Below are 18,506 nucleotides of genomic sequence, written 5' to 3'. Positions count from 1 at the left end.
TGGATGCGCGCCGAGCCGGACCCTAAAAGGATGACCTCCCATGCCCAACGCCCGCAAGATCCTGATCGTGGATGACGATACCGATCTGCGCGACACGCTGGTGGAGCAATTATCGCTACACGAAGAATTCGAAGCCTCCGCCGTCGATACCGGCGCCAAGGGCGCGAGCGCCGCCAAGGCCAACTCCCCCGATCTGGTTCTGATGGATGTCGGCCTGCCCGACACCGACGGCCGCGAGGTGGTTCGCTCCTTGCGCAAGGGTGGCTTCAAGGCCCCGATCATCATGCTGACCGGGCACGACACCGATTCCGACACGATCCTGGGCCTGGAATCCGGCGCCAACGACTATGTGGCAAAGCCCTTCCGCTTCGCTGTTCTGCTGGCCCGCATCCGCGCCCAGCTCCGCCAGCACGAAGCCAGCGAGGACGCGGTGTTCTCGGTCGGTCCCTACTCCTTCCGCCCCGGCTCGAAGATGCTGACCGCGGCCAATGCGCGCAAGGTGCGGCTCACCGAGAAGGAAACCGCCATCCTTCGCTTCCTCTACCGCGCCGGCCAGATGCCGGTGTCGCGCGAGACCCTGCTCCAGGAGGTCTGGGGCTATAATTCCGGCGTCACCACCCACACGCTGGAAACCCACATCTATCGCCTTCGCCAGAAGATCGAGAAGGACGCGGCTAACCCGGAAATCCTGGTCACGGAAGCCGGTGGCTACAAGCTGGTGCCGTGATACGCTTCGGGGGCGTGCGAATCGTTTTAGATCGCGTGCCCTCGAACCTCGGACCTGAATGTCAATCGACGATGATGTAGCGCTTCTGGAGCGTGTCCCGACACTGCGCCTGTTGGGAGACGCCTCGTTGCGCATGCTGGCGATCGGTTCCGAGCAGCGTGACTTCGTCCGCGGCGACGTCCTGTTCAATCTCGGCGACGACGCCGATGCCGGCTTCGTGGTCCAGCGCGGCGCCTTCAGGGTCGAAGACGGTGCCGGCGCCGAAATGATCGCAGGTCCTGGCGCGCTGATCGGCGAGCTCGCGCTGGTGGTGCCGATGAAGCGGCCGTCGAGCGCGATCGCACTGGAGCATTCCTCCGTCATCCGCGTCGCACGCAGCCTGTTCCAGCGCGTGCTCGAAAGCGATCCCGCCGCCGCCGTCCGCCTGCGCGACGAATTCGCGGTGCGCTCCAGCCAGATCGCCAGCGATATCTTGATGGCGGGCGCGAAGCTGACGTCGTAGCTCTTGTCATTCCGGGGCGCGCGCAGCGCGAACCCGGAATCCATTGAGCGTCAGAGACGGTCGATGAATGGATTCCGGGTTCGCGACTTCGTCGCGCCCCGGAATGACGACGGCGGCTTACACCTCCAGCGTCACCGTCACAGGCACGTGGTCCGACGGCCGCTCCCAGCTGCGCGCATCGCGCAGAATCTTGAAATCGCTGACCGCGTCCTTCAGCGCGAGCGAGACCCAGATGTGATCGAGCCTGCGGCCGCGATCGCCGACGGTCCAGTCGGCGGAGCGGTAGCTCCACCACGTATAGACCTTCTCCGACATCGGGATGCGCTCGCGCGCGACGTCGACCCATTCGCCGGCGGCGAGCGCCGCCTTCAGCTTCTCGGTTTCGACCGGCGTGTGCGAGACGACTTTCAGAAGCTGCTTGTGCGACCAGACGTCGTTCTCGTGCGGGGCGACGTTGAGGTCGCCCACCAGGATATGGCGGTCCTCGCCGCGCGGATGCAGCGGCTCGCACGCCGTCATCTCGTCGAGGAAGCGAAGCTTGTGATCGAATTTCTCGTTCAGCGCGGGATCGGGAATGTCGCCGCCGGCGGGCACGTAGAAATTATGCAGCACCAGCGGTTTTGCGATGCCCGCCTTCTCGCCGAACGACACCGAGATGTGGCGCGAATCCACCTTGTCGCAGAAGGTGCGGATGTCTTTCGATTCGAACGGGATCTTCGAGACGATGGCGACGCCGTGATAGCCTTTCTGCCCGTTCAGCGCGACGTGCTCGTAGCCGAGCCGCTTGAAGCGCTTCAGCGGAAAGGCGTCGTCGATGCACTTGGTTTCCTGCAGGCACAGCACCTCCGGCCGCGCGCTCTTGAGGAATTTCGCGACCAGGTCGATGCGCAGCCGCACCGAATTGATGTTCCAGGTTGTCAGGGAAAGACGCATGGGGAATGCGTCTTAGCAAGCCCTCGTGGGGTCGGCAAAGGCGCAAAGCGCCGTGCCCACCGTCTTTTCAGGCTTGAGTGTGAGCGGTGGGTTCGCTCGCGTGCCCCGGACGCTGTGCGGCACGAAGTGACGCGCTGCAGAGCCGGGGCCCATCTTGCGGCATCCTGGGTCCCGGCTCTGCGCTCCGGTTCGCTGCGCTTGTCCGGGACGCGAGAGCTCAACCCGGTGATGGGCCGTAATTGGTGAAATCGATCTTGAACATGCCGGGATCGAGCTTCTTGCTCGAATCCAGATTGTAGACCGCGATCGTGGTGTCGTAGCCCTGCGGATCGGTGACGGTCCATTGCTTGAGCTGACCGTCCTTGGCGCCGATCATCAACAGCAGCCGGCTGGTGCCGACCAGCGCTTGCTTCTCCTCGATGGTGACGCTGATGAAGAGATCGTCCGCCGTGACGTTGACGACGTTGGTGTCCTTCATCAAATCGATGCGGTCGGACAGCAAATAGCGCAGCGGTGTCTGCGACAGCGGGTAGACGTCCTGCGTGGCCAGCTTGCGATCGCGCACCACGACAGAGGATCCATCGGCGACGATGTCGATCGGGCTCGGCGCATCGTATTCGAAGCGCACCTTGCCCGGCTTCTGGATGTAGAAATCGCCCTGCGTCTTGCTGCCGTCGGGGCCGACCTGGACGAAATTCCCGACCAGCGTCTGGAGCGACGACAGATAGGCGCTGACCTTGGCCGCCTGCGCCTTCTGGTTGGCGTCGAAGGTCTGGAAGATGCTGCTCGGCACGTTGCGCCGCGGATCCGGGATCACCGGATTCGGCGGGGTCTGCGTCGCTCCGGTGACAGCCGGTCCACCGCCGCCGCCGCCTGCAGCACCGTCGCGTCCCTTCGGTGCAGGCTTCGGCACCGGAACGCTCTGCGCGAGCGACGCACCGGTCACCATCGCGGCGGCGACGAGAAGCACGCCGGCCACGCGCGCGCTTCGCGCGGCGATGATGGCAACGAATCGAATGTCCGGATGTCTGATCAACGCGTGTCCTGTATGGCTAGGCGCCTTTTAGCGTGATTTCGGGCAAAAGCAGATATCGAATTTGCGTGAAATTATGTTCAGAGGCTGCTCGCCTCACATATGGCTGTCTTCTTCCTCGACCAGAATCTCGCGCTTGCCGGCGTGGTTGGCGGGACCGACGATGCCCTCCAGTTCCATGCGCTCCATCAGCGATGCGGCGCGGTTATAGCCGATTTGCAGGCGGCGCTGGATGTAGCTGGTCGATGCCTTGCGATCGCGTTTGACGATCGCAACCGCCTGCTGGAATAGATCGCCGCCGCCATCCCCGCCCATGCCGGTGGCGTCGAACACGGCGCCGTCCTCGTCCTCGGTCGGTTCTTCTGCGGTGACGGCCTCGAGATATTCCGGCTGGCCCTGCGTCTTGAGGTGACGCACCACCTTCTCGACCTCCTCGTCGGAGGCGAACGGCCCGTGCACGCGGCTGATGCGGCCGCCGCCGGCCATGTAGAGCATATCGCCCTGGCCGAGCAGCTGCTCGGCGCCCATCTCACCCAGAATGGTGCGGCTGTCGATCTTGGACGTCACCTGGAAGGCGATGCGGGTCGGGAAGTTCGCCTTGATGGTGCCGGTGATGACGTCGACCGACGGACGCTGCGTGGCCAGGATTACGTGCAGGCCGGCGGCACGCGCCATCTGCGCCAGACGCTGCACCGCGCCTTCGATGTCCTTGCCGGCGACCATCATCAGGTCGGCCATCTCGTCGACGATGATGACGATGTAGGGCAGCGGGTCGAGCGAGAGCTTCTCTTCCTCGTAGATCGCCTTGCCGGTTTCCTTGTCGAAGCCGGTGTGCACCGTGCGCGTCGGCTCCTCGCCCTTGGCCTTCAATTCGAGCAGGCGCGTGTTGTAGCCGTCGATGTTGCGCACACCGAGCTTGGCCATGTTCTTGTAGCGCTCCTCCATCTCGCGCACGGCCCATTTCAGCGCGACCACCGCCTTCTTGGGGTCGGTCACGACGGGCGTGAGCAGATGGGGAATGCCGTCATAGACGGAGAGTTCGAGCATCTTCGGATCGACCATGATCAGCCGGCACTGATCGGGCCGCAGCCGGTAGACCAGGCTGAGGATCATGGTGTTGATCGCGACCGACTTGCCCGAGCCGGTGGTGCCGGCGATCAGCATGTGCGGCGTGCGGGCGAGGTCGATGATGACGGGGTCGCCGCCGATGGTCTTGCCGAGGCACAGCGGCAGCTTTGCGACCGTGTCGGTCGCCTCCTTTGCGACCAGCAATTCGCGCAGGTAGACCTTCTCGCGATGCGCGTTCGGCAGCTCGATGCCGATCGCGTTGCGGCCGGGCACGACGGCGACGCGCGCCGACAGCGCGCTCATCGAGCGGGCGATATCATCGGCAAGGCCGATCACGCGCGAGGACTTGATGCCGGGCGCCGGCTCCAGCTCGTACAGCGTGACCACGGGACCCGGATTGGCCTTCACGATCTCGCCGCGCACGCCGAAATCCTGCAGCACGCCTTCGAGCGAACGGGAATTGGTCTCCAGCTCGGCCTTGCTGAGCGGCTGGCGATCGCCGGCCTTCGGCGCGGCCAGCATGGAGACTGAGGGAAGATCGAACTTGTCGGAGGACTTCTTGGCCGCAGCCTTCGGCGCCGCTTTCTTGCGCGGGGCGCGCGCGGCGGGCTGCTCCTCTTCCTCCTCCTCGTCTTCCGCTTCCTCGTGCTCCTCTTCGTAGTCCTCGTCTTCCGACTGCGGCGAGATCGAGGGCGCGGCGCGGCCGCCGCCGAGATTCGGCTCCTGGCGGCTGTACGCAACGGCCTTGGTCTTCGGTCCGCTCGACACCAGCGAACGGTAGGCAGCGCCAAGCAGCCAGATCAGCCGGGCCTTGGTGCTCATCAAGGCGTGGAACAGCCAGCCCAGCGACACCGAACCACGATCGCTCTCCTCGTCCTCGTCGAGCGGCTTGTCGTCCTCCTCGATCTCGGTGAGCTCGTCGTCGTGCTCGCGTGCGCCGAGGCCGCAGGCGATCAGGAACGTCGCCGCCATCGCGGCGAACAGGATCGTGCCGAGCACGATGCGATAGATCGTGCCCGGCGGTCCGAAGATCACCGCAGGCGCGCGCACCAGCGCGTCGCCGACCACGCCGCCTAAACCGGTCGGCAGCGGCCATGCGCCGCCATGCGGCCAGCAGCTGACGAAGCCTGCCGCGATCACGGTGCAGAGGATCCAGGAGCCGAGCCGCAGCGCCTCGCGGTCGAACGGCCGGTGCGTCATCATGCGCCAGCCCCAGACCGCGACGGTCAGCACCAGCATGATTGCGCCGAGTCCGAGGATCTGCATCGCGAGATCGGCGCCGATCGCACCGGCATAGCCGAGGATGTTGCGGATCGGCCGCGAGGTCGCGTGGCTGAGGCTGGGATCCTGCACCGACCAGGTCATCAGCGCCGCCGAGGCAACGCCCGCCAGCGCGATCAGGCCGAGGCCGGTGAGCTCGCGCATGCGTCGCGCCAGCCCCTCGCGGATCGAAGGCGGCAGATGGCCGACCAGAGGAATGACACGTTCGATTGCCGACATGCTCACGGGCTCCGCCTAACCCAGAGTCTCGACCAGACGGTGCAGCGCCTGCGCCGTCGTTTCACCATCCTGCACCAGCGCGAGGCGGATGTAGCCTGCGCCGGGATTGGATCCGTCAAGCTGCTGCCGCGCCAAGAAGCTGCCGGGCACGACGCGCACGCCTGCTTCCTTGAAGAGTTTCAGCGTCACCGACACGTCGTCGCCGATCTCCGAGGTGTTGAGCCAGACGCAGAAGCCGCCATCGGGCCGGCGATAGCCGTAACGATTGCCGATGATCTGGTCGGCGAGATCGAACTTGATCCGGTACAGCCTGCGGTTCTCCTCGACATGCGCCTCGTCGCCATAGGCGACGGTCGCAACATGCTGGAGCGGCACGGGCACCTGGGGCGCTGCGATGTTGCGCAGCTCGAGGAACATGCCGATGAACCTCTTGTCGCCGGCGGCGAAGCCGACGCGCAGGCCCGGCAGGTTAGAGCGCTTCGACAGCGACTGGAACGCAACCACGCGGGTGAAATCTGGGCCGGCGCATTCCAGTGCGCTGCCCGGGGCTTCGCGGGTGTAGATCTCGGAATAGCACTCGTCGCTGAGGATCACGAAGCCGTAGCGGTCGGCGAGTTGCTTCAAGCGTTTGAAATAGTCGGGCTTGGCGACCGATCCTTGCGGGTTGGCGGGCGAGGCCAGGTAGAACGCGACCGTACGCGCCAAGGTCGCTTCGTCGATGGCGTCGAGGTCGGGCAGGAAGCCATTCTCGACTGTTGTCGGCAGATGGACCGGCTCGCAAGCGGCTGCGAGGGCGCCGGCGCCATAGACCGGATAGAACGGGTTCGGCATCAGGATGGCGGGCTTGCCGGGACGCGGGCCGACATAGCGCGCCGCCGCGATCGCGGCGAGGAACAGCCCCTCGCGGCTGCCATTGAGGACGAGAATCTCGCTCTTGGGGTCGAGCGCCCGCGGCAGCTTGAAGCGCGATGACAGCCAGGCGCCTGCTGCCTGGCGGAACGGCTCGGTGCCCTGGTTCGCCGGGTAACGGCCGAACTCGGCGATGTGCTTGGCCAGAACCGGGCCGACGAAATCGGGCACGGGATGCTGGGGCTCGCCGACCGCGAGCGAAATCAAGGGCTTGCCCGGCTGATGCGGGGCCAGCAGCTCGTTCAGCCGAACGAAGGGCGAGCGCGCGGAATCGGAGCTTCCATTGGCCTGCGGCGCACGGGATGAAGCGGTCATGACCATTCTGGGCGCCAGTACTCTTGGAACGGCCGGTCGCACCAAAGCGCCGGCGGGAAGCGGTTCAGTTCACCATAGATAGGGCGAGGTTAAGACGCGATTAACCATCGGCCGCCGCCCGCGTCCAGAGCGGGAATAATGGGACCGGATAACAACGGGATGGCTGTGGCCGTTCTAACCTCTCCCGCTTGCGGGAGAGGTCGTCGCGCTCGAAGAGCGTGGCGGGTGAGGGCTCTCTCCTCTTGGGGAATCTCTCTGTGGAGACACCCCCACCCCCGCCCACCCCCGCAAGCGGGAGAGGGAGCGCACCGTCTTGCCGGCGCGATCCGATGCTCAGCGCCCCGGTAGCTTCTCGAACGCCGGCATGCCCGCGGGGATCGCGTGGAACTCCTGCATGTCGCAGGTGTAGATCGCCATCTGCGGCTGGAACTGTTTTGGCTCGTCCAGCGTGCCGACCTTTACGACTGCGGCGGGCAGGCCCGGAACCTTGGTCACCAGATGCGTGCCGCATTCGGCGCAAAATTCGCGCGTGACGGCGCGTTCGAGGTCCTTGCGCGTGAACTGCTTCGGTTGTCCGGTGATGTAGCTGAAGCCGGCGGCCGGCATCGCGATGAAGGTGTTGGGCGCGCCGCCCGAGATGTACTGGCACTCGCGGCAATGGCACTGCGCCTGCATCATCGGATCGCCTTCGGCCACGTAGCGCACCTCGCCGCAATAGCATCCGCCTTCCAAACGCATGACGACCTCCCGTTGTTTTTCGTTGTGGAGGGTATTTCTGCGCCGGCAATCCGGAATGGCAATCTCTTTCTTCGTCGTGCGGGCCCAAAAGAAGACAAAAAGAAAGGGGCTCCAGCTTGCGCTGGAGCCCCTCAACGGTCGGGGCATTGCCGGGTATGTGCCCAAACCGTAGGTGTGGACGCGGTCTCCGGAGAGGCCGCGCCCGGGAGGAGAGTTACATGTTGTAAGCGCGCTCGGTGTGCTCGGTGATGTCGAGGCCTTCACGCTCGCTCTCGACATTGGCGCGGAGGCCAACGATCACATCGACGACCTTGTAGAGGATCGCCGAACCGACGCCCGACCACACCAGCGTGGTGCCGACGGCCTTGAGCTGGGAGATCATCTGCGCCGCGAAGTCGTAATCGGCAACCTTCGGCGGGATCGCGGTGTAGTCGATGATGCCGGCGCCGCCGAGGGCGGGGTTCACGAGGATGCCGGTGCCGATGGCGCCGACGATGCCGCCGATGCAGTGCACGCCGAACACGTCGAGGCTGTCATCGTAGCCGAGCGCGTTCTTCACGACGGTGCAGAAGAACAGGCAGACCACGCCGACGACGAGGCCGAGGACGATCGCACCCATCACGCCGGCGAAGCCGGCGGCAGGCGTGACGGCCACGAGACCTGCCACAGCGCCGGAGATGACGCCGAGCACCGACGGATGGCCCTTGATGATCCACTCCGCGAACATCCACGACAGCGCTGCGGCTGCGGTGGCGACGAAGGAGTTGGTCATGGCGAGGGCGGCGCCGCCGTTGGCTTCGAGGTTGGAGCCGGCGTTGAAGCCGAACCAGCCGACCCAGAGCAGCGAGGCGCCGATCATCGACATGGTCAGCGAGTGCGGGGCCAGCAGGTCCTTGCCGTAACCGACGCGCTTGCCGATCAGGAGGGCGCCGACGAGACCTGCGATGCCGGCGTTGATGTGCACCACGGTGCCGCCTGCGAAGTCGATCGCGCCCGCCTTGAAGATCCAGCCGGCGTCGGCATTGATCTCGTCGAGCTTGGCCTGCGCCGCGGTCTTCGCCGCCGCATCACCCGCCGCAGCCAGCGCCTTGGCAGCGTCCTGGATCGCGTCCGGGCCCGGCCAGTACCAGACCATGTGCGCGATCGGGAAGTAGATCAGCGTGACCCAGAGCGGGATGAAGAGAGCGATCGCCGAGAACTTCATGCGCTCGGCGAAGGCGCCGACGATGAGGGCGGGCGTGATCGCCGCGAAGGTCATCTGGAAGCAGACGTAGACGAGCTCCGAGATGTTGGCGTCGACCGAGAAGGTCGCAGCCTTCGAGTCGGTGGTGACGCCCATCATGAAGGCCTTGGAGAAGCCGCCGATGAAGTCGGAACCGCCGGTGAAGGCGAGGCTGTAGCCGTACACGGCCCAGATCACGGTGACGACGCAGACGGTGTAGAACACCTGCATCAGGACCGAGAGCATGTTCTTGGAACGGACGAGACCGCCGTAGAACAGCGCGAGGCCTGGGATCGTCATCAACAGCACCAGCACTGTCGATGTCAGCATCCAGGCGTTGTCTCCCTTGTTGACCGTTGGCTCGGCGTAGGCTGCGGTCGCAGCGAACAGGCCGACTGCGAGAGCCGCCAATCCCGCGCCATGGGGACGCTTGAACGTCATATTGTTTACTCCTGCTTGGATAAGGTTGAGCGCGAAATCAGAGGGCCGCGGCATCGGCCTCGCCGGTGCGGATGCGCACCGCATGGTCGAGGTTGATGACGAAGATCTTGCCGTCGCCGATCTGTCCGGTTTTCGCCGCGGACGTGATGGCATCGATGGTCTTGTCGACCTGGTCGGATGCGACAGCGACCTCGATCTTGATCTTGGGCAGGAAGCTCACGGCATATTCGGCGCCGCGATAGATTTCCGTATGGCCCTTCTGGCGGCCATACCCCTTGACTTCCGTCACCGTGAGACCGTGAACGCCGATGGCGGTCAGGGCGTCCCGGACTTCTTCCAGCTTGAATGGCTTGATAATCGCCATAACAATTTTCATGGGTCCTATCCCCGCTTGGGCCCGGTCCGGACGTGGCCGGGCGTTGCTCGACTGGTTCGCCACGAGGGAGACGTTTCACTACGCGGGCACAGCCGCCCCCCTAGAATCAAATGCCGTGCCAGATCGGGCGTATTGCCTAACGGATTATGAAAGCGGGTGTTTTCGCGTTTGGCGGGTATTGCAGTGCAGTGCGCTATTACGTCGCGCTCAAAACGTGGTCACGCCTGCTCAAAACGAGGGCACGACAGGCTGTCGACACAATGTTGCTCATGTGTCGTGCAGCGAGAAGGTAATTTCGTAGCGCCAGCGCCTATTGCAGGGCTTCACCGTGCTGCGAAATATCCAGTCCTTCGAGCTCGTGCTCACGGGATACGCGCAAGGGCACGAACAGGCCGACCAGCTTGAGCAGGACAAAGCTCACGCCCGCCGACCAGACGAAGGTGACGGCAACCCCGTAGAACTGGATCAGGAGCTGCTGAGGATGGCCCTCCAGCAGGCCGGCGGTGCCGCCAATGGCGCTGGTCGCGAACACGCCGCCAAGCAGGGTGCCGGTCAGGCCGCCGATGCCGTGGACGCCGAAGACGTCGAGCGAATCGTCATAGTCGAAGCGGTGCTTCAGCCAGGTACAGGCCCAGTAGCAGACTGCTCCGGCGACGACGCCGATGACGATGCCGTGCCAGGGCGCGACGAAGCCGGAGGCCGGCGTGATGGTGCCGAGCCCCGCCACCGCGCCGGAGATCATGCCGAGCACAGAGGGCTTGCGCCGCGTCGACCATTCGATCGCGCCCCAGGTCAGTGCGCCGGAGCAGGCGGCGAGATGGGTCGCGATGATGGCCATCACCGCGCGCGAATTGGCCGCGCCCGCCGAGCCGCCGTTGAAGCCGAACCAGCCGACCCACAACAGGCCCGTGCCCATCACCGCCAGCGACAGATCGAACGGCGAGAGATTCTCGGTGCCGTAGCCGTGACGGCGTCCCATCACCTTGGCGGCAACGAGGCCGCCGGTGCCGGCCGACAGATGCACCACGAGGCCGCCGGCGAAATCGAGCACGCCCAGGCTGTTGAGGAAGCCGCCGCCCCAGACCCAATGTGCCAGCGGAATGTAGACGAAGATGAACCAGGCGACGGAGAACAACAGATAGGCCGAGAACCGCATCCGGTCGGCGACCGAGCCCGCGACCAGCGCCACCGTGATGATCGCAAACGTCATCTGGTACAGCATGAACAATGCTTCCGGGATCGTCTTCGCCGCGGGGTTGACGCTGTCGAGCGTCATGCCGGCGAGGAACCAGCGGTCGAGCGTGCCGATCCACGGCCCGTCGCCGACGAAGCACAGCGAATAGCCGAACGCGACCCAGAGAATGGAGATCAGCGTCACGGCGGCGAGGCTCTGCGCCATGGTGGCGAGCACGTTCTTCTTGCGCACCATGCCGGAATAGAACAGCGCGAGCCCCGGGATCGTCATCATCAGCACCAGCGCTGTGGCGACGATCATCCAGGCGGTGTCGGCGGTGTTGATCTCGGAAGCGGCGGCGCGCGCCGGCGAAGCTACGACGGACATAAATCCGACTGGCGCAGCCATGGCAGCTGCGCGGCGCAACAATCCCGCCATATCGTTCCCCCCGGCATCAATTGGCGTCGCACGCTGTAGCGTCGTTGCCCGGTGCGATCGAAACAGATTTGCTTGGTTCAGAGCGCGTCGCTGTCGGTCTCGCCGGTGCGGATGCGCAGCGCGTGGTCGATCGGCGTGACGAAGATCTTGCCGTCACCGATCTGGCCGGTGCGCGCGGTCGCGGTGATCACGCTGACCGCCTTGTCCGCGACGTCGGAGGCGACCGCGATCTCGATGCGCAGCTTGGGCAGGAAGTTCACGACATATTCGGCGCCGCGGTAGATCTCGGTGTGGCCCTTCTGGCGGCCATAGCCCTTCACCTCGGTCACGGTCATGCCGTGAACGCCGATCGCCGTCAGGGCCTGGCGGACCTCATCGAGCTTGAAGGGTTTGATGATCGCGACGACGAGTTTCATGGTCAGGCCTATTTCCCGGGATGCGCCACGCCGTATGTCCCCGGCGCCGCGTCAATCTGGCATCTTTCCGGGCAAATGGCACAAAAAAGTTGCATATTGAAGCGGAAAAACGTTTGGCCATGTGAATGGCCGCCTCTGTACAGGGCATCCGTTCATCCTTCACAATGCATTTTTGGCATGGATGCGGTGAACCGAAGCGGTGAACCTAAGCGCCTTGGCCAGTACATAAGTATGTTCGAGGGGGACGCTTCATGGCGAGTTGGTTTTACGCATCCGAGGGCAAGCAGCAGGGGCCCTTTCCGGAAGGGCAGTTCCGCGATCTGATCGCCCAGGGCGTCGTCCGTTCGGACACGTTGGTATGGACCGAGGGCATGGCCGGCTGGCAGAAGGCCGCCGAGATCCCCGGCCTGCTCGGCGGCGGTGCTCCGCCGATGATACCGGGCGGCGGCCCGCCGATGATGGGTGCTGGTGGTTACGGCGGCGCGGCCAGCGGCGGATCGCTCGCCGTCGATTTCGGCATCCTCGAGTTCACCTGGCGCACGCTCGTGCTCGCGATCGGCTCGTGCTTCATCATCCCGGTGCCGTGGCTGTTCGTCTGGTACACGAAATGGATCGTGCCCTGCGTCAAGGTCCCCGGGCGCCCCAATCTCAGTTTCACCGGCAGCGCTATGACGCTGGTGCCGTGGTTTTTCGGCTTCATCGTTCTGGCGATCGCGCTCGGCTTCGTCGGCAGCCAGTTGCTCAGCAATCTGCTGTTCATCGTCCAGATCGTGCTCTACTGGCTGCTGATCAAATGGATGATCGCGAACCTCGCCTCCAACGGGCAGCCGCTGGGCCTGAGCTTCACCGGTTCGGTCTGGGCCTATATCGGCTGGAATCTGCTGTTCGCGATTTCCATCATCACCATCATCGGCTGGGCCTGGGTGGCCGCGGCCCAGCTGCGCTGGTTCTGCCGCAGCATCGAGGGCACGCGGCGCGAGATCGTTTTCAAGGGCAGCGGTCTCGACATCCTCTGGCGCGGCATCGTGGCTGCGATCCTGTCCAGCCTGATCATCCCGATTCCGTGGGTGTATCGCTGGATCATGAACTGGTTCGCGTCGCAGACCGAGCTCGCACCGCGCGGCTCGGCGTGATCGAGAAATCCCAAGCGCGGTGAGCCGCGCCTGAGATGATCAGCTCCTCCGCTCGCGCACCGAGCCTTCCTGCGCGACGGAGGCGACCAGCGTGCCGTCAGGCTTGAAGATCGAGCCGCGGGTCAGTCCGCGGCCCGATTGCGCGCTCGGCGAATCCTGCGCATAGAGCAGCCATTCGTCGGCGCGGAACGGGCGGTGAAACCACATCGCGTGGTCGAGGCTCGCAGGCATCATGCGCTTGTCGAACAGCGTGCGGCCGTAGCGTGCCATGATCGCATCGAGCAGCGAGAAGTCGGAGGCGTAGGCGAGCGCGCACATATGCAGCGCCGGATCGTCGGGCAGCTTCGCCGCGGTCTTGATCCAGACGTGGATGCGGCCGTCGTCGATCTTCTGGCCGAAATAGCGGCCGAGCTCGACCGGGCGCAGCTCGATCGGGCGGTCAGATTCGTAGTAGCGGCGGATGAACTCCGGCATCTCGCGGAACATCGGCTGCTTCGCCACCTCCTCCGCCGTGAGCTTTTCCGGCGGCGGCACGTCGGGCATCTTGTCCTGATGGTCGAACGCACTCTCCTCCTCGGCGTGGAACGACACCATGATCGAGAAGATCGCGTTGCCATGCTGGATCGCGGTGACGCGGCGGGTCGAATAGCTCTTGCCGTCGCGCAGGCGTTCCACCTGGTAGATGATCGGGATCTGCGGATCGCCCGGCAGGATGAAATAACAATGCAGCGAATGCGGCAGCCGGCCCTCCACGGTGCGGCAGGCGGCGACCATCGCCTGCCCGATCACCTGGCCGCCGAACACCCGCTGCCAGCTCGTCTTCGGGCTGTTGCCGCGGAACAGATTCACCTCGAGCTGTTCGAGGTCGAGGATCGAGATCAGGTCGATCAGGCTCTTGGACATGGTGGTGCTTTCTAATGCCGCGTCATTCCGGGGCGCACGCAGTGCGAACTATGGTGCGCAATTGCGCACCTGAGAATCTCGAGCTGATAACCTCTGGATCCCGGGTTCGCGCGTTGCGCGCCCCGGAATGACCGAAAGAGGCCGTTCCGCCCTCGTTTCACCGCACTGTTTCGCCCAGCTCAAGTCTGCTAGCAAGACCGAGAATTGACCGGGAAGCTTGGGTATGTCGGTACAGGGTAGCATTGTCATCGGTGGCGGCGCGTTTGCGGGGCTCGCGCTGGCCCTGGCGCTGCGCCAGGGGCTCGGGCCCGAGATTCCCGTCATCGTCGCCGATCCCGCGCTCAGCACGCGTCCGAGCCGAGACCCCCGGGCCACCGCGATCGTCGCCGCCTGCCGCCGCCTGTTCGAGGCGATCGGCGCCTGGGACGACGTCAGGGGCGAGGCGCAGCCGATCCTCGACATGGTCGTAACCGATTCGAAGCTGGAGGACGCCACCCGTCCCGTGTTCCTGAATTTCGCCGGCGATGTCGCGCCGGGCGAGCCCTTTGCCCACATGGTCGAGAACCGCCGCCTGATCGATGCGCTGGTGGTGCGCGCCGAGGCCGAGGGCATCGACCTTCGCGCCACCACGGTTGCATCCTACGATGCGCGCACCGACGGCATCGACGTGACGCTCGGCGATGGCAGCGTGATCGCGGCGAGCCTCTTGGTCGCCGCCGACGGCGCGCGGTCGAAGCTGCGTGAGCGTGCCGGCATCGTCACCCATGGCTGGGAGTATGACCAGTCCGGCATCGTCGTCACCGTCGGGCATGAGCGCGATCACGAAGGCCGCGCCGAAGAGCACTTCTTGCCCGCAGGTCCCTTTGCGATCCTGCCGCTCTCGGGCAAGCGTTCCTCGCTGGTGTGGACCGAGCGCCGAGCCGAGGCCGCACGTATCGTTGCGCTGAGCGAGGAGGAATTTCACGGCGAGCTCGAGCAGCGCTTCGGCCTGCATCTCGGCGAGGTGAAGGCGCTCGATAAGCCGCGCGCGTTTCCGCTGTCCTATTTCGTCGCGCGTTCCTTCATCGCCGAGCGCCTCGCGCTGGTCGGCGATGCCGCCCACGTCATCCACCCCATTGCAGGTCAGGGCCTCAACATGGGGCTGAAGGACGTCGCGGCGCTGGCCGAGGTCGTGGTCGACGCCGCGCGGCTCGGCATGGATCTCGGCGGGGCGGACGTGCTCGAGCGCTACCAGCGCTGGCGCCGCTTCGACACCATGGCGATGGGCGTTGCTACCAACTCGCTGAACTTCCTGTTCTCCAACCAGTCGACGCTGTTGCGCACGGTGCGCGACATCGGCCTCGGCCTCGTCGACCGCGCCCCGCCGCTGAAGAACCTCTTCATCCGCCAGGCTGCCGGACTCACCGGTGAGGTGCCGCGGCTGTTGAAGGGCGAGGCGTTGTAGCCGGACGTTTCGGGGGCTCCCGCCCCACTCTCTCCGTCGTCCCGGACAAGCGCGTCCCTAAGCGCGCGTAGATCCGGGACCCATACGCCGCAGCATTGGTTTTGCGAAAGCTCGGAGTTACCAGTCTCGCGCCACAACCACTTCCTGTGGTTATGGATCCCCGCTTTCGCGGGGATGACACCGGCGTGTGGCGCGGGCAAAGCGCTCCATCCGAGCGACGTGCGCTCAATCGATCTTGCGCGCCTCTTCCGGCAGCATGATCGGAATGCCGTCGCGAATGGGATAGGCGAGCTTGGCGCTGCGCGAGATCAGCTCCTGCTTTGCAGAATCGAACTCCAGCGGGCCCTTGGTCAGCGGGCAGACCAGAATCTCCAGCAATTTGGGATCGACGCTGGCTTCGGGACGTTCGGTGGGCGCGTTCATCGGGGTCTCCGGCAATCGGTTGCCTTTAGCATAGAAATTCGCGGCCGCCCATCGCGAGCCTAGGCGGAGACCATCGTCAGAAGCTCGCCGAGCAGGGCTCCGAGCCGTGCCGCCGGCACCGGCGCTCCGGACAGGGCAAAGCCGAGAAATGTCCAGTACAGGATCTGCGCGCGGGCCTGCGCGGTCGCCGGGGCAAGCCCGCGTTTCGCCAGCAGCTGCTCGATATAGTCGAGCCTGCGGCGGTCGATCGCGCGCACCGCTGCTTGCGCGCTGGCATCGAACGCCGCCCAGTTGCGCACCGCGCGCTCGAGATCGAGCCGTGCGCCGAACGACCGACGCAGCAGCGCCTGCAGCGGCTCGTCGCCGGCGGCCTCGACGTCGGCGATGATCTGCTCGGCCGCGATCTCGCGCCAGCGCTTCAGCACCGCGGCTTGGAACGCGCCAAGATCGGCAAAATGCCAATAGAAGCTGCCGCGCGAGACGCCCATGGCCTTGGCGAGCGGATCGGCCTTCAGCGCCGTGAAGCCGTTCTTGGCGAGCGCCTTGAGGCCTTCCTGGATCCAGTCGTCGGCGGAGAGTTGTTCGGTCATGTCGGGTTCCCGAGCGCGGACCATACATTAGTGTATTGACAGGCGACTGGCCAGCGCCTATCTCTCCATACAGCACTGTATGGCGAAGGAAGCGAGGTCTGCTGATGCGTGATCTGCTGCTGCAATGTGCCGGCGTCGCCGGAATCGTGGTCGCCCTGATCCATGGCGTGCTGGGCGAAACCAAGGTGTTCGCCAAAGCGACCATCAGCCCGGAAAGCCTGCGCACGCTGATCCGGCTGGTCTGGCAGGCCGGTACGGTCGCCTGGATCGGCGGCGGCGTGCTCTTGCTTGCGGCACCCACGCTGGAATCGGACAGCGCGCGGCACTGGATCGTGGCGACCATCGTCGCCGTCTACGGCTTTGCGGCCGTCGCCAACGCCTGGTGGTCGCGCGGACGTGGCTTTGGCTGGAAGGCGCTCGCCGCCGTGGTCGCGCTGGCGGTCGGCGGATACTGAACCTGCTCATCCGGGCCGCAAAGGAGGAGCATGATGACCGATCGCATCCGTGTGGTTGTCGAGAATGACGTGGCCCACGTACGCTTGAACCGCCCGGCCAAGATGAATGCGCTCGATCCGGCGATGTTCGAGGCTCTCGCCGAAGCCGGCGCGGACCTTCGTGCCAGCCCAGAAATTCGAGCCGTCGTACTGTCTGGCGAAGGCCGCGCATTCTGCGCCGGCCTCGATGTCGAACGCATGCTTGCGGCTGCAAATGGCGAGCCGCTGCTTCCGTCCGTCGATTTGACGCTTCGGACCCACGGCATCGCAAACTTCGCGCAGCACGTTGTCTGGCTCTGGCGCGAGCTGCCCGTGCCCGTGATTGCAGTGGTGCACGGCATTGCCTTCGGCGGCGGCTTGCAGCTCGCGCTCGGCGCCGACCTGCGCTATCTCGCGCCCGATACGAAGCTCGCGGCCATCGAGGTGAAATGGGGTCTGGTGCCGGATATGTGCGGCCCGCAATTGATGCGCCGCCTCGCGCGCGAGGATGTCGTGCGTGAGCTGACCTATACCGGGCGCGTGTTTTCGGCCGACGAAGCGCTTGCCTACGGCTTTGCGACGCGACTTGTCGACGATCCCGTGGCGGCCGCGCTGGCAACCGCGCGTGAAATTGCGGGCCGCAGCCCCGATGCGATCCGTGCCGCCAAGCGACTGCTCAACCTGTCCGCCACTTGCGAGGCGGCGGCCGGTCTCGCCGCGGAGACCGCCGAACAGGCGGCGTTGCTCGGCTCCGTCAATCAAGTCGAAGCGGTCAGGAGCAATCTCGAACATCGTGCACCGAGATGGAGTCTCGCATGGCGCTGACACTCGTTACCGGAGGCACGGGTCATCTTGGCCGGGATGTCGTCGATCGCCTGGTTCGCGACGGACGTCGGGTGCGGGTATTCGCGCGATCGCCGGGCATACGATCGGACGTCGAATGGGCCGCAGGCGATCTCGCCACAGGCGTGGGGTTGCGGGAAGCGCTGCATGACGTCGATACGGTCATCAATGCGGCGACCTGTTCGCCGATCGCGCGGCGGGGCGGCGTTCGTCCGATCGACTTCTTCAGATCGCCCTCCGCCGTGGACGTCGAGGGGACGGAGCGGCTGCTGTCGCTCTGCGGGGAAGCCGACGTACGGCACGTCCTGCATGTCTCGATCGTCGGGCTCGATCAGGCGACCCTGCCCTACGCGCGGGTCAAGCTCGCTGGCGAACGGCTGGTGCGTGCGTCAGCGCTGCCCTGGTCCATCGTTCGCGCGATGCCGTTTTATTACCTGCTCGACAGCTTGCTCTCGAGCCTCGCCTGGCTTCCGGTATGGCCGGTGCCGACGACGCCCTTCAATCCCGTCGATACGTCCGATGTCGCCGATCACGTTCTGACTTGCGCGTTCGACGGGCAGCGCGGCGTGCGTGCGGAGATCGGCGGCCCCGAAGAACTCGACCTCGTTGCCTTCGCTCGCCAATACCGGGATGCAAGGAGACTGCACCGGAAAATCGTGGCGATCGGCCTTTCCGAAGCGAAGGCGCGCGGCATGGGCTTGGTCGTCAGCCAGGGTGTACGCGGACGTCTCCGCTGGACGGACTGGCTGCAGCGCGCCTATCCAAGCATGCGAAGCGCAGCCTAGCGCAACTGGCGAGATCAGCAGTTCATCCGACCCGTGAGACGTAAGGCCGCAGCTCCCCTGCGAATGCATGCTGCATGCGGAGAGCCCTGATCTTTTGGCGATCGTTAGAACAACTCTAAA

Annotated in this window: 19 protein-coding genes; 7 read left to right on the top strand and 12 right to left on the bottom strand. The window is 65.2% G+C overall.

The annotated features are described in order from the left end of the window. Window positions 1-40 precede the first annotated feature (40 nt). Together CVM73_RS17715 and CVM73_RS17710 are read left to right on the top strand one after the other, a co-directional pair. Window positions 41-727, top strand: a complete 687-nt coding sequence (locus CVM73_RS17715; RefSeq protein WP_024338712.1) for a response regulator transcription factor — start codon at window positions 41-43, stop codon at window positions 725-727. A 58-nt stretch (window positions 728-785) separates the two neighbouring features. Further along, entirely contained in the window at window positions 786-1,229 is a 444-nt protein-coding gene (locus tag CVM73_RS17710) for a cyclic nucleotide-binding domain-containing protein (RefSeq protein WP_018646009.1), read from the top strand. A gap of 117 nt (window positions 1,230-1,346) precedes the next feature. On the opposite strand, the gene CVM73_RS17705 is transcribed toward CVM73_RS17710, so the two are convergent. From CVM73_RS17705 to CVM73_RS17665, 9 genes are all read right to left on the bottom strand, one after another. Beyond that, window positions 1,347-2,162: an exodeoxyribonuclease III gene (locus tag CVM73_RS17705; RefSeq protein WP_100233227.1), complete on the bottom strand. Its 816-nt coding sequence runs from the start codon at window positions 2,160-2,162 to the stop codon at window positions 1,347-1,349. Between the two features lie 217 nt (window positions 2,163-2,379). Then, window positions 2,380-3,141 (bottom strand): outer membrane lipoprotein carrier protein LolA, encoded by a 762-nt coding sequence (locus CVM73_RS17700; RefSeq protein ID WP_100233304.1) that lies wholly within the window; start codon window positions 3,139-3,141, stop codon window positions 2,380-2,382. Between the two features lie 150 nt (window positions 3,142-3,291). Further along, on the bottom strand, window positions 3,292-5,769 hold the full coding sequence (locus CVM73_RS17695) for a DNA translocase FtsK (RefSeq protein WP_100233226.1): 2,478 nt from the start codon (window positions 5,767-5,769) through the stop codon (window positions 3,292-3,294). A 9-nt stretch (window positions 5,770-5,778) separates the two neighbouring features. Beyond that, on the bottom strand, window positions 5,779-6,993 hold the full coding sequence (locus CVM73_RS17690) for an aminotransferase class I/II-fold pyridoxal phosphate-dependent enzyme (RefSeq protein WP_167406902.1): 1,215 nt from the start codon (window positions 6,991-6,993) through the stop codon (window positions 5,779-5,781). 327 nt (window positions 6,994-7,320) lie between these two features. Next, the gene (locus tag CVM73_RS17685) at window positions 7,321-7,725 is read right to left on the bottom strand and encodes a GFA family protein (RefSeq protein WP_100233225.1); all 405 of its coding nucleotides are present in this window, start codon (window positions 7,723-7,725) and stop codon (window positions 7,321-7,323) included. Window positions 7,726-7,939: 214 nt separating this feature from the next. Then, on the bottom strand, window positions 7,940-9,388 hold the full coding sequence (locus CVM73_RS17680; RefSeq protein ID WP_100233224.1) for an ammonium transporter: 1,449 nt from the start codon (window positions 9,386-9,388) through the stop codon (window positions 7,940-7,942). A gap of 37 nt (window positions 9,389-9,425) precedes the next feature. Continuing rightward, window positions 9,426-9,764 (bottom strand): P-II family nitrogen regulator, encoded by a 339-nt coding sequence (locus CVM73_RS17675; RefSeq protein ID WP_008142813.1) that lies wholly within the window; start codon window positions 9,762-9,764, stop codon window positions 9,426-9,428. 310 nt (window positions 9,765-10,074) lie between these two features. After that, on the bottom strand, window positions 10,075-11,376 hold the full coding sequence (locus tag CVM73_RS17670) for an ammonium transporter (RefSeq protein ID WP_100233223.1): 1,302 nt from the start codon (window positions 11,374-11,376) through the stop codon (window positions 10,075-10,077). Window positions 11,377-11,453: 77 nt separating this feature from the next. Further along, window positions 11,454-11,792, bottom strand: a complete 339-nt coding sequence (locus CVM73_RS17665) for a P-II family nitrogen regulator (RefSeq protein ID WP_028176997.1) — start codon at window positions 11,790-11,792, stop codon at window positions 11,454-11,456. Window positions 11,793-12,043: 251 nt separating this feature from the next. Here CVM73_RS17665 and CVM73_RS17660 point away from each other — a divergent pair, with 251 nt between their 5' ends. Beyond that, entirely contained in the window at window positions 12,044-12,925 is an 882-nt protein-coding gene (locus tag CVM73_RS17660) for a DUF4339 domain-containing protein (RefSeq protein WP_100233222.1), read from the top strand. 39 nt (window positions 12,926-12,964) lie between these two features. Here CVM73_RS17660 and tesB read toward each other — a convergent pair whose 3' ends face one another. Continuing rightward, entirely contained in the window at window positions 12,965-13,828 is an 864-nt protein-coding gene (gene tesB / locus CVM73_RS17655; protein WP_100233221.1) for an acyl-CoA thioesterase II, read from the bottom strand. Between the two features lie 223 nt (window positions 13,829-14,051). Here tesB and CVM73_RS17650 point away from each other — a divergent pair, with 223 nt between their 5' ends. Further along, on the top strand, window positions 14,052-15,272 hold the full coding sequence (locus tag CVM73_RS17650; RefSeq protein WP_100233220.1) for a ubiquinone biosynthesis hydroxylase: 1,221 nt from the start codon (window positions 14,052-14,054) through the stop codon (window positions 15,270-15,272). A gap of 225 nt (window positions 15,273-15,497) precedes the next feature. Here CVM73_RS17650 and CVM73_RS17645 read toward each other — a convergent pair whose 3' ends face one another. Together CVM73_RS17645 and CVM73_RS17640 are read right to left on the bottom strand one after the other, a co-directional pair. Further along, on the bottom strand, window positions 15,498-15,695 hold the full coding sequence (locus tag CVM73_RS17645; protein ID WP_007598651.1) for a Trm112 family protein: 198 nt from the start codon (window positions 15,693-15,695) through the stop codon (window positions 15,498-15,500). Between the two features lie 59 nt (window positions 15,696-15,754). After that, window positions 15,755-16,285: a TetR/AcrR family transcriptional regulator gene (locus CVM73_RS17640; protein ID WP_167406901.1), complete on the bottom strand. Its 531-nt coding sequence runs from the start codon at window positions 16,283-16,285 to the stop codon at window positions 15,755-15,757. Window positions 16,286-16,389: 104 nt separating this feature from the next. Here CVM73_RS17640 and CVM73_RS17635 point away from each other — a divergent pair, with 104 nt between their 5' ends. From CVM73_RS17635 to CVM73_RS17625, 3 genes are read left to right on the top strand one after another with little or no spacing between them, the layout of a single operon-like run. After that, entirely contained in the window at window positions 16,390-16,740 is a 351-nt protein-coding gene (locus tag CVM73_RS17635; RefSeq protein WP_100233218.1) for a hypothetical protein, read from the top strand. 33 nt (window positions 16,741-16,773) lie between these two features. Beyond that, a complete protein-coding gene (locus CVM73_RS17630; RefSeq protein ID WP_100233302.1) occupies window positions 16,774-17,583 on the top strand; it encodes a crotonase/enoyl-CoA hydratase family protein in 810 nt (269 codons plus the stop codon). Then, window positions 17,574-18,386 (top strand): SDR family oxidoreductase, encoded by an 813-nt coding sequence (locus CVM73_RS17625; protein ID WP_100233217.1) that lies wholly within the window; start codon window positions 17,574-17,576, stop codon window positions 18,384-18,386. The genes CVM73_RS17630 and CVM73_RS17625 overlap by 10 nt, the downstream gene beginning before the upstream one ends. The last annotated feature ends 120 nt before the right edge of the window (window positions 18,387-18,506 follow it).

This window comes from Bradyrhizobium forestalis (assembly GCF_002795245.1).
In the GTDB taxonomy this organism is placed as follows: domain Bacteria; phylum Pseudomonadota; class Alphaproteobacteria; order Rhizobiales; family Xanthobacteraceae; genus Bradyrhizobium; species Bradyrhizobium forestalis.
This window is presented reverse-complemented; position numbering and strand designations above follow the sequence as displayed.

Bases quoted from the DNA above. Each gene is read 5' to 3' on its own strand.
- CVM73_RS17715 (WP_024338712.1), top strand. From the start codon at position 41: ATGCCCAACGCCCGCAAGATCCTGATCGTGGATGACGATACCGATCTG.
- CVM73_RS17710 (WP_018646009.1), top strand. From the start codon at position 786: ATGTCAATCGACGATGATGTAGCGCTTCTGGAGCGTGTCCCGACACTG.
- CVM73_RS17705 (WP_100233227.1), bottom strand. From the start codon at position 2,162: ATGCGTCTTTCCCTGACAACCTGGAACATCAATTCGGTGCGGCTGCGC.
- CVM73_RS17690 (WP_167406902.1), bottom strand. From the start codon at position 6,993: ATGGTCATGACCGCTTCATCCCGTGCGCCGCAGGCCAATGGAAGCTCC.
- CVM73_RS17685 (WP_100233225.1), bottom strand. From the start codon at position 7,725: ATGCGTTTGGAAGGCGGATGCTATTGCGGCGAGGTGCGCTACGTGGCC.
- CVM73_RS17680 (WP_100233224.1), bottom strand. From the start codon at position 9,388: ATGACGTTCAAGCGTCCCCATGGCGCGGGATTGGCGGCTCTCGCAGTC.
- CVM73_RS17675 (WP_008142813.1), bottom strand. From the start codon at position 9,764: ATGAAAATTGTTATGGCGATTATCAAGCCATTCAAGCTGGAAGAAGTC.
- CVM73_RS17670 (WP_100233223.1), bottom strand. From the start codon at position 11,376: ATGGCGGGATTGTTGCGCCGCGCAGCTGCCATGGCTGCGCCAGTCGGA.
- CVM73_RS17665 (WP_028176997.1), bottom strand. From the start codon at position 11,792: ATGAAACTCGTCGTCGCGATCATCAAACCCTTCAAGCTCGATGAGGTC.
- CVM73_RS17660 (WP_100233222.1), top strand. From the start codon at position 12,044: ATGGCGAGTTGGTTTTACGCATCCGAGGGCAAGCAGCAGGGGCCCTTT.
- tesB (WP_100233221.1), bottom strand. From the start codon at position 13,828: ATGTCCAAGAGCCTGATCGACCTGATCTCGATCCTCGACCTCGAACAG.
- CVM73_RS17650 (WP_100233220.1), top strand. From the start codon at position 14,052: ATGTCGGTACAGGGTAGCATTGTCATCGGTGGCGGCGCGTTTGCGGGG.
- CVM73_RS17645 (WP_007598651.1), bottom strand. From the start codon at position 15,695: ATGAACGCGCCCACCGAACGTCCCGAAGCCAGCGTCGATCCCAAATTG.
- CVM73_RS17640 (WP_167406901.1), bottom strand. From the start codon at position 16,285: ATGACCGAACAACTCTCCGCCGACGACTGGATCCAGGAAGGCCTCAAG.
- CVM73_RS17635 (WP_100233218.1), top strand. From the start codon at position 16,390: ATGCGTGATCTGCTGCTGCAATGTGCCGGCGTCGCCGGAATCGTGGTC.
- CVM73_RS17630 (WP_100233302.1), top strand. From the start codon at position 16,774: ATGACCGATCGCATCCGTGTGGTTGTCGAGAATGACGTGGCCCACGTA.
- CVM73_RS17625 (WP_100233217.1), top strand. From the start codon at position 17,574: ATGGCGCTGACACTCGTTACCGGAGGCACGGGTCATCTTGGCCGGGAT.